Raw genomic sequence first — 22,478 nt, 5'->3', positions numbered from 1 at the left:
CGATCGGGCGGTCAACTCGTTGTCGCCGGCGGCGGGATCATCGGTGGTTCCGCGTCCATCCTCAACGAAGGCACCTTCTCCAAGACGGGAACGATCACCTCCAGCGTTGGAAGTGGCATCGAGCTTCTCAATTTGGGGTCGGTCACGGTGGAAGAGGGGGAGCTGCGATTCAGCAAGGCATTGCCTCCTAGCGATGGCTCGTTCGACATTGTCAATGACGGCGCATTGTCAGTCACTGGCACGCTCGACCTGTTTGGCGATGGAGTGCTCAGTGGAGACGGACTCGTGATCGGCGATGTATCGAACGCTGCTCGTGTGGAACCCGGTGCGGGGGTTGGCACACTAACCATCACGGGCGACTACACGCAGACCAGCGAAGGAACGCTCCAGATCAAACTCGCTGATACCGCCGAAGGAGAGTTCGACAAGCTGGATATTCAAGGCGCAGTTAACTTGGCGGGCGAATTGGACCTGCTCTATCTCGAGCCCTTCGAACCAGGCCTCAGCGACACGTTCCTGATCGTTCCGTCGGCAGTATCAGTCGCGGGCGAATTCGATGCTGTGGTCGCACCATCGCTGGGGACTCTCGAACCTCGCGTCTCGAGCGATGGCCTGTCCGTACTTGTGAGTTTTGGTTCCAACCTGCCGCCGGTTCCCACGCTCGATCCAATTGCTGTCATTGAAGATTCTGGACCCTCCCCGCCAATTGACCTGCTTGCCAACGACGTCGACCCTGATGGCGACGAGTTGACTCTCATCTCCGTTCAGTCCAGTGGTACACTGGGTGACTTCCTTCAGCTTGGTGGCGGCGTGGTGCAGTTCGTCCCGGCGCTAAACCAGTTTGGAGTCGAGGCGTACAGCTATCTGGTTAGCGATGGCAAAAATGCACCCGTGGTCGGTGTGATCCAGGTGGAAGTCCAGCCGGCACCGGATCCGCCCGTCGCCGTCGATGATGAGTTGGCGACGACCGTAGACACGGCGCTGGAGATCCAACCTGCCGACTTGCTGGCGAACGACTTTGATGTCGACACGGAGGCGCTTGAGATCGGCAGCTTCACGTTGCCAGCACATGGTTCACTCACCGAACTGACTGGTGGTGTGTTGCGCTATGTTCCGAACCCTGAATTCGTGGGCGAAGACAGTTTCACCTACACGGCAACCGACGGGGTACTTACGTCGGAGGACGCCACGGTGAGAATCACCATAACACCCAATGGCACTCCCACTGCCGACCAGGTTCGACAATCTCTCAACACCGGTATCTCGGAACAACGCGAGGATCTGGTGAATTATGGTGAAGGATTCAATCAGTCGGCGGGTGGTTTGCCAATGGTCGATGATCAATCCGATCCGCTCGACTCGCTGTTCAATCTGCAAAATACGCTCTCGCAAATTGGCCAGGACGTTCTCTCGACGCTCGACGACGCGGTCAGTTCTTTTGCCGAGTTGCGTTCCCAACTCGAGGCATCCGGGTTCATCATCGAACAGATTGCCACCGATGGAGTGCAGCCGGAAGGGGATCTATTGCGAGTTCGTTTCCAACCCACTCCGGTGGATCTCTCCACGAGTTTCGACATCAACGACCTGGCGGATACACCACTAGCGGCCATTGCGGGGCAGGCTAGTGTCTCGGGGACGCTCGACTTCGATGGCCAACTGCTTGTAGATATTGGTTTTGGCGTCGATGTTACCGGTGCCTTTTACATCGCAGCTGACTCGGCGGTTGAACTAGACATGGGTGCGGTTGCTACCGCATCTGGTGAGTTTCAGATATTCGGTCTCGCACTGACAGCCGATATGTCTCTCACCCCCACCCTGACGCTTAACTCGCTAGACAGCGATGGTGACGGGCGTATTAAGCTGGGAGAAGTGGCAAACGGGATCGCTGAGATCGACCTCGACTTCGGCCGCATTACGGCAACTCTGCAGTTCGATGCTACTTTGGGATTTCTGGACTACGTCGATGTCGATCCCACTAGGCCCAACAATCCCCACGGGGGCGATCCCTTCGTGGTTCGCGGACGAACCGAGCTGTTTGCAGAGCCGAGCGAATATGATGGTCAGACGTTAGCCGGACTCGACTTCCAATGGGGCACTTTCGAGACGGCCAATCCCGACATTGACGGCGACGAAGAACTTGACCACACCCAAGCCGCGTTTCTGAAGAACGTGGTCATGCTGGGGCAAGATTTGTTGGCTGGCGTCGGAGTAGTGGATTACTTCAGCGACGTACTGGGCACGGATAGCGTGGCGCCCGGTGCTCCCAAGGAACTTGCCACAACCGCATTTCCGGAGGGTATTTTACCTGACGAACTGACTCCCTTGGCTGACGAATTGGCAGCCATTTCTACAATCGACGATGCGGCACGGACGCTGATCGTCTTGGAAGTCGGTCCGCCTCCTCCTCTCACGCTGGCACAGTTGCGAGAGATTCAAAAAGAAGCACTTCGCGATTGGTTTATCGCTGATGAAAGCGACGATGTAACACAACAGGGTGAGCAAAGCGTTCAATTCCGGCTTGCCAAGATTGCTCCCATTGAGGGGCAAACAATCATTCCCGACCAGCTTGTGGAGTTGATCAGCCCGATTGGTAACGACGAGGAGTTCCAGCAACTACTCACCGAATCGATGAGCGACTTCCTGCGGTGGCAGGAGCGGGTGGCCATCCTTGGATTTGAACCGCACGAGATCTTCGATCTGCCGCCGGATGCCGAAGTGACACCGCTGGCGGCAGCCGAGCGGGCGGTGGCCGAGGGCATTACCGAAGCAATTGACCATGCCATAACTCGTGCCGAATCGCGTACCGACGCATCAGGCAATACCGATTTCGACACCTTGCTGGGCGACGCCACGAACGCGCTCGCCTGGTCGGCCGAGGCCGCCATTCGAGGCCTCGACGAGGAGTACGAGTCGCTTTCGGTGGCCGATGTCTTGAGCCGCCTTCCCTTTGAAACCGTGGTCGAGTCGTCGGAGCTTGCGGGGCAAGTCGACAACGCCCGGCTCGAGGTTCACGCTGGCGTCCGTGTGAAGAATCCTGCAGGAGGATTCTTTCCCACCATCTACGATCCCCGAGTGCGGATTCGCGTTGACCCGGGAATTGACAGCGAGGGAGGATTCACGCCTGAAGGTTCGATCCGATTCGAGGATACTACCAGTCCCGAAATCGCAAGCCGCACCGGTTCAGTCGACTCCAACGGGAGGTTCGCAACGACCGTCGCCATCGGTCCAGAAGACACGGAGATTTCCCTTGTCGTACGGGCGAGCATCGGTGGCGTGCTACTGCCCGACCAAGTTGAACTACGCATGGCGGGACCGCTGTCGGTCGACATCCAGGGCTTCTTGCCCAGCGTAGATAGCGAAGGGTTCTCGCTGCGCGATGGACCGATCACGGTACCACTGGGACAGCCGGTACAACTGTCAGCGATGATTCATCGTGGTAATGGGCAACTTCGTAATCGCCAGGTCCAGTTCGCTGTTATCGGTGAAGGCAGCTTGTACAACTCAACCGACGTGACCGATCTGGATGCCGAGGCAATAAACTACTACTTGCCCCCAGCCGAAGGAGTGGGAACTGCTACTGTTTTGGCTGCCTTTTTCTATGAAGGAGTTATCCACCAAGATCAGATCGACATCCTCTACGCACCGGGCCAACTGATCCAGGAAACGTTGTCGCAGCTTACGCCTGCGAGTTTTGCTAGTCTCCCAGCGTCCCAGAACGAAGACACATTCATCGATATCGTTCAAACGCTACTGGCGTCGGACGAACTGGAAGAAGAATTCACCGACGAGCAACGCAACGGATTAGTTCCCTTCATGCAAACGTGGTTTGAGGAGGCCGTCCTCGTCAAGCTGACTCAAGCGACAAACGACGATGCCTTGGAGCTGGCTGCTCGCGAACTATTCGGCTGGCAGACCAATTTGCAGTTGTTGGGAATCGATCCGGTTGACGTTATTCCAGTCGACAACCCAGGTGGCACTCTAGCCCAGGCCGATACCTTGCTGGTAGATGCCGTCCGTGCAGCAGTCGCCCGAGATCGAGCGATGCTGGTGGACGAGCAAGGTAACCTGCTCCCGACTGCAACGAGCCTAGCGCCATTTTATGCGGCTCTCGAGCATTCAGCCGACCTGCAGTTGCTCGGCTACGATGTCGACGAACTCGAGCTTGGCTTTGCTGACATTCGAGCCAGCTTTGGTATCGAAGGCGTGATTACCAATGCACAGCTTACAGGTACCGCCGAGAACGCTCAATTGACGGTTGAAGTGGCACTGCAAGTGAATGGTCAGTCACCCACGTTCGAAGTGCCCTTGAACGTACGCGTTGCGCCGCTGGGTTTCAGCGAGGTCGACTTGCGTAGCGGGGTAATCTCGACGCAGGGGACTTTTCAGACTGGTGCGCGCATCGGAAGCGGTCAATCCGACCTGACACTTGCCGTTGAACTCGAACTCCTAGGGTTCACGCTTGATACTACCTTGGTTTCGATAGGTGGTGAAGTGCGCCTCGAACTGTATGCGCTGGCAGGCGATTCAGTCGAGCTTAAACCGGGACCGGTGAACATGACCACGGGGGATGTTGCCGAGATCACGATCGACGCCTACCGTGGTCGCACTCCTCTGCGAAACACGGAAATCACGGTGGCACTTGAGGGTGGTGGATCGCTCAACACCAACGAGATAACCACAGACGCCGGAGGCAGTGGTGGGGTGACCTACACCCCACCGGCCGCAGACGAAGATGGATCGGCGACCATCCGTGTCACCTATGACGACGGCGTGAATCCACCGGTTGTCGATGCGATCGTGGTGAACTACACGGCGTTGGTGGTAGTTGCTACCGAAGATGCACCCCAGGAATCCAGGGCGACCAGCAGAAGTTCCGACGGAGTCCTCGCGGCGGGAATGGGGGCTGGCGACGAGTCGTCCGTCGGAATGCTCCTCACCGCGGCACCGAAGAGTCAGGGCAAAGCGGCACTTGGCAGCGGCCCGTTTCAGGCGCTCAACGGCGAAGATGTCCGCGTTCGCGTAATGCTTCACCAGGGTACACAACCAGCCGGCAATGAGGCCGTCTTTCTTTCGTTGGTCGGCGCTGGCGAATTGTCGTCGCGTTCACTTACGACTCGACCTGCCCCTGGCGAAGACGCTGGAACTGTTGATTTCATCTATACCCCTCCCGAGGACGGAATTGGGGTCACTCGAGTCGTCGTTACCCACGTGCGTGGTGATACGCGAGTGCTCGAGACGATCGACATAGCCTATTCCAGCACGGCGGTCGATCCTGATGTCGCGGCAGTGTTTACGGAAGAGGAACTCGCTGCAAAGGTCCTTCTTTCGTCGGTGACTACTCAAGCAGCACAAGCGATCGTACTCGCCCAAGAACCGCCCGATGTAGACGCCGTAGCCCTCCCGGCGCTTAGGACCTGGTACGAAACTGGTCTCCACCCACGATTCGACGAACTGCAGAGTAGCGACGTCCTTCTCCGCGAGAACGTCCGCGTGGTGCTGGCTGAGTGGGCTCGGTGGGCGGCGACCGTCAGCTTGTACGGCCTCGATGACCCGCCTGAGGACGGCGAACCTGAAGGGAATTCGCTGGAATCGGAATTTGCAGAGGCCACCACGTTGGCTGAATCGAGCCTGCGAGCAGCGATCGATTCCTACAAGGATCGGGCTATCGTGATCGGTGATGGTGACGCAGCAGTACAGGCGTTGTTGCTGGCAGGCTCCCGCATCCTCAGCGTGGACGATCCAACCCACTCCGCCGCTGTCATCGCCGAAGCGATGCAATTCTCCATCGAGATCAGCAGCGCCTCGCTTGAGCGGAGCGTGAACGACCCTCGACTCTTTTCCTTAGCGGTTGATACCACGGTAACACTCGACGGGGTGCGAGCACCAGTGAGTCGTGGCATCCCCATCCAGATCCTTCCCATAGGTGCGAATACGACCAACACGGTCGGTAACAGCACCGGAGAGATAGTCGACGACCAATTCTCCACCACTGCCAAATTGGGACTGGGCGAGAAGTCTCTAGACTTACAGATCATCGTAGGAGAAACCGGCTGGGCCGCGATACGCCAAGTCGACAAGTCTGCTGGCTTGGCTCTGACCACCACAGCGAGTCGCGGCGGAGACCCTGAGAGTGGTAGCGGATTTGATGTTTCGTCCGATCCGATCCTGCTGGGAGAGGGACAAACCACGACACTCGCACTACAACTCGACCAAGGCACCCGTGGGCTTCCAGGCTACACCATCGAACATCAACTCAGCGGCGGTGGAACTCTAACAGAGTCGACTTCGTCAACGGACGCAGATGGCCAGGCAACGATCACTTTCACTCCGCCGGAGGTTGGCGCCGGCGTAAGTGTACTGCGTTCGTTCTATCTGGCGGGAGACGGCATTGTCACCCAGGAGATCATGCTGGACTGGGACAACTTCCGAGCACCTGTCGAGGATCCGCCGCCGACGGAAACTACCGAAGCAGCCGGGTTGTTCGATAACTCGGTTCTGAGCGGTTTGTTCGAAGGATTCTCGCTGCCTGGCACCGACACATCACTCTACGACGCATTGGGGCTTGGTGGAACACTGTTTGGGGCATCTCTAGAAGACCTCTGCAACATCGTCGAGGGAGATCGCAGCGCGGATGCGTGGAATGATCCCAACTTCGAGTTGATCGAGCTGATTGACTTCCAATCTTTGGTGAGCATCTTCTCGGACGGCCTACCTGTAGACGATACCGAGTTGATTCGAATTGGCTTCAATCTTGATGGACTCAGCAATTCCACACCCGACGACCTGTTTACAGCCGACTTCTCGGGCATACTCCCCGAAGGTATGTCTGCAGCGATCAGTGTCGACGAGCCGCGGATGAGCGGGCGTATTGAATTCGGCATTGACACATCGTCCAGCCCATTTTACCTGCTGACACAACCCGACGAATTGAGCCAAGGTTCCACGCCCATTGAATTCGATTTTGTTGTAAATGGTGCGATGGAAAGTGGCCCGCCACTGATCGGGACCGCCGAAGAGCCAATTCTGACTATTGCTTCTGGCTCGTTGCAGTTGGAAAGTTCAGTCGAGATCGACTTATCCCACGTGGCGGTCGATCCAGCTTTCGATGGGAAGCTAAGACTCGACAATTTTGGCGAGCTATCCAAGGCCAGGATCGGTTTCGACCAGGACCCGTTTGATTCGTTTCAGGCGATCGTCGAAGCGGAACTGCGAATGCCGGGCGTGAAAGAGTCGTCGTCTGCAGATCCGGACGCTCCCGACGCAGTCATTCCTCTGCTGGGCAGCATTGCAAAGGCCGGAGAGGGCGAACCCTTTACTTTTGAACTCCGCAACGGAAGTCTGCCGCAATTGTCAGCGGATGCATTGCAACAACTCCGCCTTTTTGTGCCGGACGCAGGCGACCTGTATGAACCCAACGACTCGGCGTCAGAGGTGGCCACCCAGGCCATTTCAACTCCCACGGCCCCCACCGCCAACCTCGATGTCATCGGTACTGAAACTACGATCACGGACCTGTCTCTAATCGATGGGGACGATTGGTTTCGCTTCGTCACCAGTGAGTTGGGAACGTCGCAAGATCTCGTGCGGGTTGATTTCGATTCGCTGCGCGGCGATTTGGACCTGGTGCTGTATGAGCAAACAGTGGACGGCTTGTCGGAAGTATCGCGAGATGTCCGAAGTTCTCTCGATTTCGCACAGTTGTCGCTCATGAGCCTTGATGCTGGCGAGTACTTCCTTCAGGTGACTGACCAGCACGGTGACCTCAATCCCAGCTATGCACTCACCGTTGTCCCGCCGGGAGCCGTGCGGGAGACAACCAACCTGGGCCTAGGCCAGGTTGACCTGCAAGACCTGACGTTTGTCGGCCGCCTGGATACTACTGGTGCGTTCGAGGTGGATGTTACGGGAAGAATTGTGTCTCCCACGGGAAGCAACTCCGACGGAACGGAGTTGGCTGCCGAGTTCAGTGCCGTGGTGAACAATGACCGCTTTATTGGCTCAGCAGTTCTCGATTCTGCCGGTGAAACGATCGTACTGGGCGACGACCCTATCTTGCTCGAATTGAGCGGGGCAACGTTGGGCTTTGCCATCGATATTCCCTTCGATGGCAGTCCGCTTTCCGCCGACCTCTCGCTTTCGTCCGATACAGCGGTCGTGACCCCCCATTCCGCTATTTCGGCAACGATTGCAGGCGATCCGGACGCAGTTGGTGGCCCGATTCCTGCATTCCAAGGGTCAATTGACTTCGAAACAGGAGCGGTAAACTTAGCGATCCACCGCTTCCAAGCCAACTTGGGCGACATTCTCGATATTGACGCGACGGCTCCGAGTCCAAACGACCCCAGTTTTCAGCTTACTTTCACCCCGAACGCGGCGCCGGAAGACACTCTGCTGCAATTCGCCACGCTTACGGCCAGTCTTCCCGCGTTGGATTCCCCGCAAGGCGCGCCATCTGCGACGCTCACTGGTTTTGGCTTCCGCCACGATGGAACTCCGTTCTTGTCCGGCGGCCTTAGCCTGACTGTGCCAGAGGGATTTGCCAAGTCGCTCGGATTGGCGGAGATCCTGCCCTTCGAAATCACCACCATTGCACTGGAGAATCCCGATTTTAGCGATGGATTTTCAGCCGAGTTACGGGCGGTTGGAACGTTCCAGCCCATTGCCGTGCAGGGTACCGATAGCTTCCAACCCTTCATCATCGTTGGCGACCTGCCCGTCGATGAGAGCGGCCGGCTAACTACCACCAATGTCGTCGACTTCATCGAAGGTCTACCCGCTAACAGTCGCGTGCAGACGGGTACTCCGTTTGAGTTCGAGTTCTTTATCAACGAAGGGCAGATCGTCCCTCTGGAACTGCCAAGCATCTCGCTGGGTTTCACGGGACTCGATCTTGGCCTGGTAGAAGCGGCTGGTTTTCTCGGCCTCGGCACCTACGCAGGCCGCGAGGCGGTGCTGGCGGGCGAACCAGCATTTGGAGCGAACTTTGCCGCCGGGGTTGCCATTACGTCACAAGTCGACGGATTAGACGGTAACGCAGCGGTTACGCTCACTGGCGACTTTCTCAATCCTGCCTCGCCTTCGGATATCGATGCCACGGCCCTGGTGCAGGTCAGCATTCAGTCGCCGATACCCGGGTTCATTCTCGATGTTACCGACGCCCGCTTCACTTTTGACCTTGGATTATCCGTTGACGAGCAGTTTAACTTCACCTTCGATCGCCTAGCGCTGCTGAATGCCTCGGCGGAACGGTTGGAAGCCGGTTTTGGCGATACGAGCGACCCGCTGCTGTTGTTCACAGCCGAGCCTACGCCGGAGCAGCCCAGGGCTGTGAGTCTCGACTTTACACGCAGTCCTGGTACACACTTGATAGAGTTCGCCGCACTCAACGCATCGCTCCCTTCTGCACCTTCCCCGATCGGCGATACGGTGGGCACGATCCGCAATTTTGCCATTGATGTGGCCACCATCGACGATAACGGTGAGCCCCGAAAGTCGCTGGCCTTGGTGCCGCTTGAAGGCTTCGAGATCGATTTCACCAACTTGCCGTCGCTTGCCGATCTAGGCTTGCCGGACATTATCACCGTCAGTGAATTCGGCTTCGCACCTGGCGACGGTTTCTTGAACAACACGGACTATACCGATTTTGTGTTGACTGTCTCTGCGAACCTCGAACTCGATATTCCCAATGTTCCGTTCAGCGCAGGTGTCGAAAACCTCACGATCGACGTCGGGCGGCTTGCCGACGGAGATCTCCTGAATGCGTTCGACTTTACGGCCATCGAAGTAGCCTTTGGGACAAGTGACGACCCCATCATGTTAGGCCCGTTGTCGCTGTTTGGTGGATTACTGATCGAGAAGTTCGATCCAACGCCATCGAGCGCTAGCGATCGCGATGCAGTCATTGTCCGCTTCGAGGGAGGAGCAGAGTTTGCCGGCATGGGACTGGAGGGACAACTGCTGTTCACAGAGTACGGCCCGATTGCGGCTGGGATGTCTGTCGCCGTGGGGCAGACGGGTTTGCCACTGGGGCCCGTCACCCTGTTCGAGGCCGGCGCACTAATTCTCTTCAACGAAGAGCCCAAGCCGCTACCCGATAATCCTCTCGACCTCATCGAACCGGGTGCGAGCGAAACGTTCAGCTTGGCGCCGCTCTTCGATGGCGAGTCGCTGCAAACACTGATGGTGCAGAACGCCCGGGAATTCATCATCGAGAATCGGCAACGAGCGACTCCCATCGCAACGTGGGAAACGCCCTTCCTCTTTGCGATCGATGCGACGTTAGGGGCCACCGGCGTGGCTAGATCCATTTTCGAAGCGAAGGTTACCATCGGAGCCAACATCGACCCGGCGCCAGGCGATCCGGCGATCGTCCTGTTCGGTTTGGGCGAAGCGAAGCTAGGCACCGGTCTCGAGCCACCGAAGGAGATTGGCACCGTTGGTGCCGTACTAGAGCTAAGCGATCCATCGCAGCCAACTTTCCAGTTCGCATTTGCCACTCCTTCACCCGGAAGTCAGTTGAGTGAAGGTATTCCCGCCTCGATTCGTCTGGGAACCACCTTCAGCGTCGAGGCCGACCACGTGCAACTGGACGTGTTCGGGGAGGTGGAGGTGTTGGATGTCCTGCAAGCGAATGCCGCAGGGTCACTTGTGCTCAATGACGATGGACTGTTTGGAGGGCTCGAGATCACAGTTGGTGGGGGCCAAGGTGAAGATTCAACACTCGACCTCTCGGAAATTGGGGTCGATGTGCAGTTGGCGGGGCAGTTCGAACTGCTATTCAACCTGACGGGTGACGACCAGTCGTTTACCCGAGATGGAGACACCTACCAGGTAGCTGCCGACACCACACGGATTCTTGTCAGCGGTGTCCTATATGCTGGTGGGTTCGAAATCGAAGGCGCGTTCCTGCTGGAGAACGATCCAGAAGGTTTACTCGTAGCCGCTAGTGGTCAGATGACACTTGGCTCGTTCGGCGTTCTGGAAGGTGCGGGAGCTTTACAGTTGGTGCGTGAAGAACGCAACCAGTCAGGCAGCATCATTCAGGAGGCAGGCGCGGCTGGCACGTTTGAGATTCGTGCAGACATCGGCATAGCAAATATACTCACTCTCAATGGCCGCGCGTTCTTCCAATTCAACACGTTTGACGACCGGGACTTTGCTTTCGAGATCCCTGTGGTTGCAGGCCCTCCTCTGCTCGTAAGTGTAGAGAGAGGACCCTATTTCATGGTCGAAATTACGGGCACCAACGTCGAAGATCCGGCCACGCTTTCGCTGTTCCCCGCGGCGCCCGGTGCTGCTCGGCCCCTGGGTATCGATTTCACCGGGCGATTCGAACTACTTTCCCGCGAGGACGAGCTCATGCTGAGCTTTGATGCGGGAGTGGACGTTGTCGTTTTCGACGTGGTAACAGTTGCCGCCAATGTTAGCGCCGAATTGTCGATTGTCGAGGACGTTGTCTTCGGGACTTTCAATGGCGAGATCTTGTTCTTTGAGGAACCTGTCCTCGAACTGCACGCAAGGCTCGATCGATTCGGAACGTTGCACACCAATGTCGGCACGTGGCCGCTGATTCGTGACCAGCATATCTTCGTGCCAAGCCAGCAGTTTACCGAAGGAGCCGGCCCGCGTCAGGTTCGCGTGGAATTAGCGGAACCCGCACCGGCAGACGTTGTGGTGCGTGTCCGATTTGTTGATGCAACCGCCACGCTATTTCAAGAGTACAACTGGGACTTCGACGCAAATTTCACACAAACCATCACCATTCCACGAGGCAGCATCAGTGGTACCGCTCCGATCACAATCTTGGATAACGACGCCATTGAATTCGGTACCCTGGGGGAGCCCATTAGCGAACGTCTTCTGAACGTCGAGATCGTTAGCGCCAGGTTTGAAAACACGACCGACGGTCCAGTCACCCATAACGACATTGGGGGGAAACTGACAATCATGGAAGACGACATCCCGCCCGATGGACCGGCCGTGACGGTGTTTGTCACACCTGCTGATGGCCAGATCTCAGTGAGCGAGCGATTCAGCGCGGGTAAGTTTGTCGAGATCCCGCTAACTGCTCCCAATTTGCAGGCTGTCGATCAGCTTACTGTGCAGTACTCTTTGGTATCTGCAGCTCCATCACTCACGACCGCGCAGCCTAATGACGATTTTGTACTGCCCGTTTCGCTGACGGGAACGGTCGACATCCGCGGTGGTCTTCCGGCATCCATTAAGATTCCTTTGGTAGATGATCGTATCGCCGAGCTCGACGAGGAGTTCACGCTGAGTCTGGAAATACTGGTGCCAGCTCGTTTCGCTCCCTCGACCTCGCTGGCACGCAGCGAGGTAACAATCACGATAGTAGACGACGATAGCGAAAAACCTGGTTCTTCGCTCGTGTTCTACAGCTTTGATGGCAGTTTCGTCGTTCCACCGAATGGAGATGGGTACACCTTTACGGCGGATCCCAGTAATACGGCCAGCCATACACTCTCGGATACCAACATCATTGCGACGCCGTTGTCGCATCGCTCTGGCAGCATCTTGGGCGGCGATGGGCTACCAAAGCTTGAGCCTGGCGCCCCAGCGGACGACGTCACTCCATCCGCCAGGTCTACAAATTGGGGGTCAAGTGGAAACGGGTCGGCAAAGTTGGTTATCAACCCTGGAAACGAACAAACTTCGCTCACCGAGCAACTTCCAGGCTGGCGCGCGGTATCCGGCGATTGGCGCGGACGGGCCCCCCGAGAGCCGGCACCATTTGCGGGCAGCGACTTCTTCGCGGCGGGCCAACTTAACTCGCTGAGCACTGGTGGCATAAACATCTTGGTGCAGGATCTCACGCTGAACGACTTCAGCGATCGCCTCGATCGAGGCGGCGAGACGTTTAGGCTTGCATCTCGAGCTTTTTCCGCCGACGCCTCGATCGCTCACACCGAGGTTGAGTTCTTTAGCGCGACGGGTAACTCTCTTGGTGTGTTCTCCACGAAGTCGGTGCAAGCGACACGCGATTGGCAGACGCTGGCAGCTCAAGGAACGGTGCCTATTGGTACGAGGCAGGCCCAACTACGCCTCATCGCCGAGTCGAGCGGTACCTCCAGCATCGTACCGGTGTACTTCGACGACATTGCTTTCGAGATATTCTCGCCAGGGTATTTCGAGTTTGGCATTTCGCTCGACGACCAAGACCGAGTTCTGGATCACCCCCAGGATTTCGAAAATGCGGTGGGGGTGAACGTTGCCGGCATCGATTTCTGGGATCTTGCCGCCGCAAACGGACCAACGCACTGGGAACTGCGATCGAGCTACGATGGATTCCAGTCTATTGTGGCAAGTGGAACCACCCACACTGGCGAATACGGGCATCTGGTCGAGCAGCAGATTACAGGAATCGACTTCGGACTTCGACCTCTCGAAAGCGACGCTCCCCTCACTTTCCGCCTTTACGGAATCGGATCTTCTGGTGGCGATTGGCAGGTGGATAATCTGGCTCTGCTGGGGCAGTTTCAACGTTTGTCGCTCACTCCGCTGCCGCCTGTGGCGAACGACTTCGTGGTCGAGATGCGCGACACTTTGAGTGAGATCGAGATCGGCATCTCTCCAGAACGCGGCTTCGATCCCAATCGAGGACCGATTGAGATCGCCGACTTTAAGCAGCCGGTGCATGGCTCTGTGACGCTCGTCAGTGGCGCGTTCCCCCCAGCACTCAAGTACACACGAACGAACCCCGACTTCCACGGCGAAGAGAAGTTCTCCTATACTCTGCGGGACGAAGACGGAGCTATCGACACAGGCGTTATCACGGTGCGGATACTCGAGTTCCCCGTCGCAGTCGATGATCACTACGCGGTAGTCGCTGGCTCGACGCTGCCAAAGACAGCCGAAGATGGTTTGCTTGGCAACGACACTTTTGGCGACTTCGGAGGACCCGGCGGCGACGTGGTTATCCAGGTCTTTCGAAATCCGTCCAACGGCACGGTCTCTGTCGAGCCAGACGGTTCTTTTGCCTACACGCCCAATCCTGGTGTCACCAACACGCTCGATTCGTTCGACTATTTTGTTATCGTCGATGGTCAGCCCACCAATGCCGCCACGGTAGAAATTGCCATTGTCGATAGCCTGACGCGGCAGGCGGTCGCGGATAACTACGTATTGGAGGAAGATGCGTCGTTGTCCATCGCGGTATCAGGCGGCGTGCTGGCGAACGACTTCCAGGGAGTTGGTGATCCGCTGCAGGCATTTCTGGTCGACCCACCTCGTGTCGGTAATCTGACGCTCAAGGAGGACGGATCGTTCACCTATCAGCCGCCGCGCAATTTCAACGGGGATGTCTTCTTTACCTATCGCGTGGGGACGGAGGCTACCGATCCCGTGGGTACCGCCCAATTACAGATTCTCCCGGTCAACGATCGGCCCCTCGCCAAGAGCCAGACAATCTCGATTCTCTCCGGTTCGACCTCCCCCATCAGCATCACTCTCTCCGGGAGCGACGTCGAGACTTCCGCGTCCGAACTGCAGTTCCAAGTGCTGACCCTTCCATCAGTCGGCACGCTCGATCTATCGAAGAGTACTCAAGGAGTCTTAACCTACACCCCACCTAAAGGTGGGTTTGACACGAAGACAAGTTTTCAGTTCTTCGTTCGAGACAACGGGGATCGATCTGTCATCAACAGCCTCACCAGCAGTCCAGCGACGATTGACTTGGTTCCAAAGAGCGTAACCACCTCGATATCTTTGATTGGCAAGAGCTTCAACTCGTACGTGGATGGCGGTTTGGTATTTCTCGACTTCAACGGTAATCGAATCGTTGATGAAACAGAAATCGAGGGAGTGGTTGTCGCCGAGCCCGTGGCCACCACTCTTGCTGACGGGGGCTTCGTACTTGAAGTCCCCGAAGCGGCAGACCGGAACCATAACGGGAAACTGGACGCTGCCGAAGGGCAACTCGTGTTGATTGGGGGTGAAGTCGCTTCCACAGGACTGCCATTATCCATTTCACTGACCGCTCCGGCCGAATCGTCGGTCATTTCTACGTTTTCGACGCTTCAGTCGGCGGTGCTTGAACTGACAGACCTCTCACCATCCGAAGCCGCCGAACTCATGTCTCTCCGACTCGGAGTGGCCACCTTAGAACCGCAGCAGCAGGCTGTCGTGGATGATGTCCTTGCTGGAACTCCCGGTGCGCAAGTACTCTACCGCAGCAGCGTCCAATTGATCGACACGGTTGTGTTGATCGCCGAAGGCCTCGCGAGTCGTCATGGCTTAGATCGCGAGGCTGTGGGGCGCGTTACCTTCTCAGCGATCGCGGCAGACTTCGTCGAGCTATCGGGTAGCAGGAACTTCGCAAGTGCCGTCTTGCTCGATCGACTTGTCAAGCGTGCCAGTGTGGCACTCGAGGTCAGCGACGACCCCTTATTGCGAGCCGCCCTGGTGGAGGTGATGGCGGCGTCGAATCTGCTACTAGCCGATATTCCTCCAATGGCTCCACGAGATTTCCTGGAAGCGATAGCTCGTATCGAAAAGGTCGCGTTGGGCCAGACATTGGAGGAAGTCGGCATGTCTGCCCAAGGTGAAATGTCCGTCGAAGAGCTTGTCACGGCAAATACGCAGCAGGCTCTCTTGCAGCGTATCGCGCAAGCTGAAATAGGTAACGTAAGCATTCCGCGAATTGGAGTGAGGGACGTACTTGTGTCGGAAGACGACTTGACAGTCCCGTCGCGGTCGGTATTCGAGATCAGTTTGAATGAAGTAAGTGCCACGCCTGTCTCGCTGCGTTATGCCACCGAAGACGGCAGCCTATCCACGGCGAATGGCGACTATGCTTCGACCTCTGGCATGCTTACCTTTGCCCCCGGCGAGACTCTCCACACGGTTCCTATTGAAGTCAATCCACTTTCCCTGACGTCTGGAGGCACTTTCTTCTTGACGCTATCCGATGCAACTGGAGCAGTGTTTGAAGATTCAGTAGCCGAGGCAACCATTCTGCCTGGTGGGGATGACGGCGATCCTATTCCAGCAGAGATTGAACTCCTGGCACCGAACGCTGGCGACGGGAACAACGACGGCGTGCTGGACATGCAGCAGCCGCATGTCGTATCGATGCCCGGCGGAACACCACTGAACTTTATTACCCTCTCCACGGACGACCCTGTTGATATCATCGCAGCCAGCGTTGTCCCAACCAACACTTTCTCCTCGCTAGTTCCGCCAGATGTTACTCTTCCGCATGGCATGATTGGCTTCGAAGCATCGGTCCCGTCGGGGTCGCTGATCGTGACGATCGACTTCGAATCGGGCAAGCTATTCAACAACTGGTATCAGTTCAGGCAAGTCAATCGTGAAATCAGTGAAGGGGTCGACTTCCGTTTTGATGGAACCACGGGGGCTGAACTGGTTGATGCAAACACGGACGGTCTCGTGGAGCAAGTGGTGGTGCATCTCACGGATGGCGGCCCTGGCGACTTCGACGGCGTGACAAACGGCCGCGTCGTCATGTTAGCAGCCCCCGCTGTCGATTCACCCTGGCCTTACGTTGCTGCGGAACACGTTCAAAACGATCTTACTCAGCGTTCTTATATTGACCACATCGGTGTAGTGTTCGATCAGGTCACGAACTTGGGCGACTTAATTGCCGACGGGTCAATCGCGACGGCGGTCAGCCTGGTTCATCTGGGCGTTGACTCCGACAGCGATCCCGAAACGCCGATCGTGCTTGAACCAACTCAGTTCGCCTACGATGCAAACACTTCCACCTTGTCCTGGTCGCTCGACGGATTTGCCGATACTCTCGGTTCCCTCGCTGATGGCTACTACCGGTTTAGTTTGGACGCATCACGAATAACAAGCCTCGCGGGCGAACCGCTCGATGGAAACATGGACACCGTGCCAGGTGACAACTTCATCCTCGAATTTCACCGCCTTACTGGGGACGTCGATGGCAACATGGTGGTTGACGAACTGGACATGAATCTGGTGAACGACGCACTCGGAACCGAAGTTGGCCAGTCGGACTGGAATCCCAACACCGATTTAGATCGCGATGGACGCATCACCGTTCGCGATCGACTTATCGTGTTCTACGCTCAGGGCAATGAAATCGTCGCACCTACGGTTGCCAGTCAAGAAATCGTGCAGCCCATCCTCCCGGGCGACTTCAACGAAGATGGGGTTGTGAGCTTGGCAGATTATCCGGTGTGGCGAAACCATCTTGGCATCGCAAAGGGAGCGATACCGAGTCTCGGCGACGGCAATGGTGATGGCGTTGTTGACTCACTTGATTATGAGGTGTGGAAACAGAACTTCGGACAGTCGATCCTGGTGGCCGGGTCGCTAGCGTTAGCCAGTAGTCCATCCTCCGAACTGGCCAGCAAAGCCAGCGCTGAGCTGCAGTCGTCCTCGGGCGACGGTACGTCCGCGAGCCTATCCACTTTTTTTTCCGTGGATGTGGCACCCGGAGCGATATTGGATGGTGCAGGATCGGTAGAAGCAAAGTCGAACAAAACGGTGACTCAGCAAGCTCGAGACGTGGCGTTATCCTGGGTCCCGGAGGCCCGCAGTGACTGGAATTTCCAGCGAGATAGCAGGACAGAAGCTTCGGCCGCTCCTCGTGGTCCACACTGGATCCAGCCAGACTGGCAGACGGCCTGGGCGGATTTTGATTTTGTTCGCCACCCCCGCAGTCGTCAAGGAAACGGCGATCTCGGCAGCCAGGCGGATGCATTGCTCGATCATCGCAATAAGTCTCGTGGGCGAAGCAGCGAATTCGACGAAGTCTTGGGCGACGAGTTGATGCTCGAAGACCTGTGCGAATTGGCTACTTGGCGTCGTCGACACTGAACACCAAATTCCGTTGCATGAGCGCTGCAATCGCGCTGCAGAATTGTCAGATAAGTACAGTCGATGAAGTGAATTAACTGGTGTTGTCTGGCTTCCAACAAGGGGCGGCGGGTTTTCGCCCCGCCTCCCCAAACGTCGTAAGTCTTTTTATTGCAACGCGTTAAGAAATAAAAAGTGGAGGCGGCGGGAATCGAACCTTCCGACGATTTTGACCCAACTTGTGACGGCGTCTGCAATTGCGAAAACTGCCAACAGTGCCGCGCTGCATATGCGCTGCATTTAGAGTGCTTCAAAAGGCACTGGTTGGCATCGCTTGACGCCGATTTGCAGCGGGTCTTCAGCAGTTGGGATTCGCTTTCCGAGTCCGTGAGAAGCGCGGTTAACGCGCTTGTCGGAGGCTAATCCCAAGTGTCCAAGGCACAGGTGGGCCGGGAGGTTTACGAGCCAAGATCGCGCAGCGGTCTTTTCTACCTCAGCAAGTTTGCGTCGGGCGCAACTCCGGTAGGATGGTCCAACTTCGGTCACTTCGACAAAACGTGAACGCGCATCGGTGTCCTCACCGTCGCAGCGAAGCTAAATCCGCCGCAGAACTCCATGGTCGCAGGTTGAAATCCACTTCCTCGCCTAGGAACTGGAAAGTGGGCGTTCGATCCGCTGGGCGAGGAGTCTTATTCTAGTGCCGGTAACCCCAAAAAACGGGGGACCTTGTTAAAATACTCGCGATAGATGTCCCCATGAATCTCCTGAAGCCAAGGTTCTTCGGCAAGAGGTGTAATTGCGAACGCAATGATGGCACCCAAGCAAAGTGGGATGGCGAAATATGACGCGGATAGGATGGCCCAGCCGCTGATGATGGCGATATCGCCCAGATACTGCGGATTACGGCTGTAACGATAGAGCCCGTCGGTCACCAGCGGACCCTTGCTGCCTGAGGTCGTCTTCAGGCTGAGTTGACGCACGCCAACCCAGGCGAGGACATTGCCGCCCACGATCAGCACCGAGCCGATAGGCCAACGAAACATGACCGGCCAGCCAAGGCTGTTCCAGTCCAGGACTCCGACGACGACAAACCCAGCAAACGCTAAGATGGTCAGAAGCCACACAAGGACATACTGCCAAGTCTGCTGACCTGGCGGTGGCCATACTCGGTTCTCCGGCCTTACGATCGAGTAGATCAGAAATCCGATCAGCGAGACGATCAAAACCCCTGTCGCAAGGGCTGCAACATGTGCTGCGATAGTGACTGCTCCTTTTTTGCTCGTTGAGACAAATTTGCGGAGGCGTCCGCCGACCTTCTCAGGCTTCGGGTTTATACGCCAGCAATCGAAGTGCGTTGAAGACCACAAGCAGCGTGCTGCCCTCATGCAGGGCGACGGCAGGACCAATGTTTAAGCCAAAGATTGTGGCAGGTACGAGGAATGCCACCATCCCGAGACTCATCCATAGATTTTGACGGATGATAATTCGCGTGGATCGGCTGAGGCCGATCGCCAAGGGTAGATAATCGAGGTTGTCGGCCATCAGCGCCACGTCAGCGGTTTCTAAGGCAACGTCACTGCCAGCGGCTCCCATTGCGATACCTACCGAAGCCGCTGCCATCGCAGGGGCGTCGTTTACGCCATCGCCCACCATCGCCACGCCGCCTTCGCTTTGTAGCTTTTTGATCTCGGCAACCTTGTCGTCCGGCATCAGGTCGCCACGTGCTTCGTCAAGTCCAACTTCCTTTGCGACCGCATCGGCAACTTTTTGATTGTCGCCCGAGATCATGATCATCCGCTCGATGCCAAGTTCTCGCAGGCGGGCAATCGTCCGTCTTGACGCCTCACGTGGCGTGTCCATGAGACCGATGACGCCAAGGAAACGCTCACCGCGACGGACGATCATCGTTGTCCGACCGTTTTCTTCGAGTGCTTCGACCGTCTGCCGAACCGAGTCGGGTAAAGGAGTTCCTTGCACTTCCGAGAACAGATCGTCCTTCCCAATGTGAACGACTTCCCCTTCAACTGTCGCTCGAATGCCACGTCCGGTGATGCTTTCTAGGTCTCTCGATTCGGGGATTGTTGCATCTCCCAGTTTCTCTTTCCCGTCACGAACAACAGCTTTGGCCAGGGGATGTTTGCTCAAGTTTTCTACAGCAATAGCAGTTCGCAACAACTCCACTTGCTCGACGCCATCTGCCGGACGGATGTCGGTGACCTTGGGCTCGCCTTCGGTCAGCGTACCCGTCTTGTCGAACGCGATCGCGTCAAGACTACCGAGGCTTTCCAGCGGCCCACCACCCTTGACCAGAATGCCGCCCCTGGCCGCCCGAGCCACACCACTAAGAACGGCGCTCGGAGTCGCGATTGCCAAAGCGCACGGGCTAGCGGCGACGAGCACCGCCATCGCTCGGTAAAAGGATTCGCTAAAAGACTCCTCCAATACCACTGGTGCAAACATCAGGAGAACAACAAGAGCGACCACTGATGGAACGAAGTATCTCTCAAATCGCTTCGTAAATTTTTGGGTCGGCGAAACTCGCGTCTCCGCTTCGCTAACCATAGTAACGACGCGAGATAAGGTGTTCTCTGCGGCGATCTTGGTCACTTGTATTTCCAAAGCGCCGGATTGATTAATGGTGCCGGCGAACGCTCGATGCTCCGGTGGCAGAGACTCCGGATCGTTGGCTGCGGTTTGCACATCATCAACCGGGCGCTTATCGACAGGAACACTCTCGCCCGTGATCGGAGCCTGATTGATGCTCGATTCACCAAGAATGACAAAACCATCTGCTGGAACTCGTTCATCAGGCTTGATAACCACTACGTCACCGACAACTAGCTCTTCAACGGAAACTTCCGATTCGGTTCCATTGCGACGGACCCAAGCTGTTCTGGGAGCTAGTTCTGACAGGGCTTCGATGGCTCGTTTGGCACGGCCCATTGCATAGCCTTCCAAGGCATGGCCGATGCTGAACAAGAACAACAGAAGCGATCCTTCGGCCCAAGCTCCCAACGTCGCCGCTCCCGCAGCGGCAACGATCATGAGAAAGTCGATCTCGAACTTCCCGGCTCGGATCTTCTCGGCTGCTTCGGTGACTGTGTAGTATCCGCCAAACAGGTACGCTGCGACGAAGCAGCCTAGCGGTACCCAGTGGGTCACCGCCGTGAATGTCTCCAGCAACCACCCCACCAGCAGAAAGACGCCACACAGTATGGCAAAAATCAGTTCGCTTCGCGGACCAAAGATCCCGCCGTGGGCGTGGTCATGACCAGCGCGCTCGTGGTGGTCCGCGTGGCCTTGGTCGGCGTGATCGTGGGCCGCATGATCGTCGACTTTCGGCTCCACCTGCTGCGACCATTTGTTTAGAGCGGCGTTGACTTTATCTTCGTTGCTGAGTTGGCGGTCGTATTCGACACGCAGCGTACCGTCCGGTGAGACCACTGCTTCGACCACCCCGGCGAGGCGTGAAAGCCTTGATTCAATTGCGGAAGCCTTCCTAGCATGCATGGACTCGATTCGCCGGACCATGTGCCCGTAGCGGTCGTCCAGCATCGCCCCAGTTCGTAGAGCGATGTCGCGAACTTCGGCGAGGGATACGACCGCTGGATCGAAGTGGACGCACAGCCGGTCAGGATTCTCTGAATCTGCTTCGACAAGGTGTACATCAGCGACGCCGACTCTTGTCCGCAGCTGTTCGGCAAACCGCTGAACGCATCTATCACGTACATCGGGCAAGTCGGGCAGGAGCAAGTCTAGTTCTATTTTCGTCTTGTTCATAAGTTTCCACCGATTTCGGCCGGTCCTCCGTTTGTACCGCTGTCACCAGCGCCCTCAATATTGGCCACATCAGTTGAAGATCGGCGACAGAGCAATCTTGGGATCGAAGGCTACCATTCATCCCGACACAGAAGCATCGAGATCGACCTGATACGCGTCGCGTCCAGCGTGAAACGCCTCCCACGCGACGTAGGGTACGATCAGCAAGGCAGCGACTGGATCTGCCCACCACCAGCCTTTCCACTGCACGAAGGCAATTCCAACGAGTACGACGATCGTCTGGTATTCGCAAATTATCGTGTCGATCGCATCGTACTTCAGCGTCGGGGAATCTGTGAGTTTGCCGTAGCGGTACTTTCCCCACGCCAGCAGCGGATTGACAACAAGCGACACAAGCAAGATGCCAATGCCCCACCAGGACAAACTTGCCGTTTCGCCACTGATAAACTTGCTAATCGCTTCGTAGAGTATAAAGACCACAGCGATCGAAAACGCGGCAGACAGCACGCCCAATGCCGTTTTCTTTCGCTTGAGGACCTCGCGCTCGCTGATTCCGGCCGCTTCACCATGCAACCGCCAGACCATGAACGCAGCCGAGTTTCCTTCGACAATGCTGTCGACGCCCCAGCTAATTAGCGCTGAACTGCCCGTCGCGAAACCTGCTGTCAGCGACACAGCCACTTCGATGATATTGTAAACCAAACTGGCACACTCAACGTTTCGTCCGCGACGCAATAGCTGTGTTCGACGGTCGCTGCGCATAGTTTTTGATTCGCTCTGAGGGAGAAAAGCCCAGTACATTCCGCAATACATGTCCAGTTTACGACTTTCGCAACTCGCGGCATGCAAAATCCTAGCCTTCGCACTTGCAGCCCACTTCGGGTGGCCGCATA

The 22,478-nt window shown here is 56.8% G+C and carries 4 protein-coding genes; 1 reads left to right on the top strand and 3 read right to left on the bottom strand.

The annotated features are described in order from the left end of the window. Positions 1-132 precede the first annotated feature (132 nt). Positions 133-17,826: an Ig-like domain-containing protein gene (locus NG895_RS02330; RefSeq protein WP_252850830.1), complete on the top strand. Its 17,694-nt coding sequence runs from the start codon at positions 133-135 to the stop codon at positions 17,824-17,826. A 668-nt stretch (positions 17,827-18,494) separates the two neighbouring features. Here the strand turns inward: NG895_RS02330 and NG895_RS02325 are convergent. The 3 genes from NG895_RS02325 to NG895_RS02315 form a co-directional block, all read right to left on the bottom strand. Further along, entirely contained in the window at positions 18,495-19,028 is a 534-nt protein-coding gene (locus tag NG895_RS02325; RefSeq protein ID WP_252850829.1) for a methyltransferase family protein, read from the bottom strand. Between the two features lie 94 nt (positions 19,029-19,122). Beyond that, the gene (locus tag NG895_RS02320; RefSeq protein WP_341871426.1) at positions 19,123-21,585 is read right to left on the bottom strand and encodes a heavy metal translocating P-type ATPase; all 2,463 of its coding nucleotides are present in this window, start codon (positions 21,583-21,585) and stop codon (positions 19,123-19,125) included. A gap of 117 nt (positions 21,586-21,702) precedes the next feature. Continuing rightward, positions 21,703-22,347: a cation diffusion facilitator family transporter gene (locus NG895_RS02315; protein ID WP_252850827.1), complete on the bottom strand. Its 645-nt coding sequence runs from the start codon at positions 22,345-22,347 to the stop codon at positions 21,703-21,705. Positions 22,348-22,478 lie beyond the last annotated feature (131 nt).

The sequence above is a fragment of the Aeoliella straminimaris genome, assembly GCF_024054565.1.
In the GTDB taxonomy this organism is placed as follows: Bacteria; Planctomycetota; Planctomycetia; order Pirellulales; family Lacipirellulaceae; genus Aeoliella; species Aeoliella straminimaris.
Note: the sequence above shows the minus strand (reverse complement) of the source record. Positions and strands in the feature narration are given on the sequence as shown.

Bases quoted from the DNA above. Each gene is read 5' to 3' on its own strand.
- NG895_RS02315 (WP_252850827.1), bottom strand. From the start codon at position 22,347: ATGCGCAGCGACCGTCGAACACAGCTATTGCGTCGCGGACGAAACGTT.
- NG895_RS02320 (WP_341871426.1), bottom strand. From the start codon at position 21,585: ATGAACAAGACGAAAATAGAACTAGACTTGCTCCTGCCCGACTTGCCC.